Annotated in this window: 1 protein-coding gene; it reads right to left on the bottom strand. The window is 61.8% G+C overall.

Annotated elements, in window-relative coordinates:
- A partial coding sequence (locus tag LIX91_RS25480) for a condensation domain-containing protein (RefSeq protein WP_226489406.1) occupies positions 1 to 2,542 on the bottom strand: 2,542 nt, incomplete at both ends.

The raw sequence follows: 2,542 nt of genomic DNA, 5'->3' as shown, positions 1-2,542 counted from the left end.
CACCTGATAGGCGTCACGGGCCCAGAGCAGGCGGTTGACTACGCCCAGGTGTTCGTTCATCACGCCTTTGGGCGTGCCGGTAGAACCCGAGGTGTACAGCACGTAGGCCAGGTGATTCGGCTGCAGGCCCAAGGCCTTGGCATCTGGATTAACGGTCGGCTGCCTGGCCAGTTGCGCGCTATCATCGTGGCTATCAAGCACCAGCACCGGAAGGTCGAGGGCCGGCAGGTTGTCGCTCAGGTCCTGAGTGGTCAGCACTGCCTGCGGCGAGCTGTCCTCGAGCATATAGGCCTGGCGGGCGATCGGCAGGTCAGGGTCGATCGGCACGTAGGCGCCACCGGCCTTGAGGGTACCCAAGAGCGCCACGACCATTTCCGGTCCGCGACGCAGGCTGACTGCGACCCGCGTATCCGGCTCCACGCCCAGTTCGATCAGGCGATGGGCGAGCTGGTTGGCCTGTTGATTGAGTTCGGCGTAAGTGAGCAACGGCCCGCTGTCGCCGCGTACGGCGCAGGCATCCGGACGCTGGGCGGCCTGTTGTTCGATCAGTTGGTGGATCAGTACGTCGCGCGGATAAGGGTGGGCAGTGTCATTAAACCCCGCCAGTAATAGCTCGCGCTCATCGTCCGGCAATATCGGCAGGCTGTTCAGCGCTGCTTGCGGCGTGTGTTCCAGTGCTTGCACCAGGCTGCGCAGTGCAACCTGCATGTACTCGCCGATGCGCTGGGCATTGATTTGCTGGACGGCCTGAACGGTGAGCGTAAAAGCATCGCCCAGGTCATCGACATTCAGGGTCAACGGGTAGTTGGTATGGTCTTCGGTGCCGAAGGACTCGATCCCACCCCAGGCGCTGGCAGCTTCTGCTGAAACATCGCTCACAGCATTGTGCCGGTAGTTGAGCAATGCACTGAATAGCGGCGTCGGAGCGGCCACGCCGCTGCAACGCTGGGCGAGCACCAGCGGAGCATGCTCATGCCCCAGCAAAGCCGTCAACCGCTCGTGGGTTGCCTTCAATCCGTCGGCCACTGTAGTCGCGCCGATATCGACGCGCAGCGGCAAGGTGTTGATAAACATGCCCAACGCACGGTCGGCGCCATCACCGGCCTGCATCCGGCCCAGCAGTACCGTGCCGAACACCACCTGTTCGCAGGCCGAGACATTGCCCAGCACCCGCGCCCAGGCCAAATGCATCAGGCTCGCGACGCTGACGCCTGCCTGTCGAGCCTGAGCCCGCAAACGCAGGTTCAGTTCGGCCGCCAGGGTCACGCTGGCCTCTTCGAGGTTGCGGCCACGGTCCTGCACATCCTGCAAACCGAACGGCAGCGTCGGCTCGTCGATGTCGCCGAGCATGTCGCGGAAGAACGCTTCGTGCTGTGCCTCGCTGACACCCAGGCGAGCCTGGGCGACATAGTTGCGATATGGCACTGTCTCACCCAGGTCATTGCCATGACCGAGCAGATGCGCCTGAATTTCATGCAGTACCACGGACAGGGAAGTGGCGTCGCTGACCAGGTGATGGGACAGCAGCATCGCCAGCCAGCGGTCGTTGACCGGGTCATGGCTAAAGACAATGCGCATCAATGGCGCGTTACGCACATCGAGGCGGTAATGCCGGCGGTCGAAGCGCTGGTGTAATTGCTCGTCAACCGGGCCGTCTGCAGGGTCGAGGAACAACTCGATGACTTGCAGTTCAGCTTGACGCAGCACGACTTGCACCGGTTCATCGAGATCCTCCCACAGCACCGCGGTGCGCAGGATATCGTGGCGGTTTATCACACCTTGCAAAGCACCGCTGAAATCGTCCAGTCGCGCCCGGTCAGATAGCGCGAACAGTGCTTTCAGGGTGTAGGGGTCGCCCTGTTCGGCACTGATATGGTGGTAAAGAATCCCCGCCTGCAACGGTGCCAGCGGGTAGATGTCCTGCACGTTGGCAACACCACCGGGCATGTCCTTCACCACGTGGTCGATCTGCGCCTGAGAGAGGTTGATCAGCGGCAACATCTGCGGGGTGATACGGTCGCAACGTTCGGGAATAAGATGGGCCGGCACCACGACTTCCGAGCCACCATCGGCAGCTGCCGCCAGTGCCGCCACGGTTGGCTGGCCGAACAGCACATGCACATCGGCACTCAGGCCGACATGGCGCATGCGTTCGATCAATTTCACCGCCAGCAGCGAGTGGCCACCCAGTTCGAAGAAATGGTCATGGCGACCCACCTGTTCAACCTTGAGCACGTCGGCCCAGATCGACGCCAGCAGGGTTTCCACTTCGCCTTGCGGCGCTTCGTAACCACGGCTGATAAGCGCCTGTGCATCCGGTGCTGGCAGCGCCTTGCGATCGAGCTTGCCATTCGGCGTCAGTGGCATCGCCTCAAGCAGTACATAAATGGCCGGAACCATGTATTCCGGCAACTGTTGCTGCAGGTGACCGCGCAGGGTTTCGATATCGACAGCAGTGTGCTCGGCAGACTGCGTGTAGTAAGCCACCAGACGTTTATCGCCCGGTACATCTTCACGAGCAGTGACTACCGCCTCATGGACT

Source organism: Pseudomonas sp. B20 (genome assembly GCF_020515755.1).
In the GTDB taxonomy this organism is placed as follows: domain Bacteria; phylum Pseudomonadota; class Gammaproteobacteria; order Pseudomonadales; family Pseudomonadaceae; genus Aquipseudomonas; species Aquipseudomonas syringae.
The sequence above is the reverse complement of the archived record's forward strand: the minus strand, read 5'-3'. Positions and strand labels throughout refer to the sequence as shown.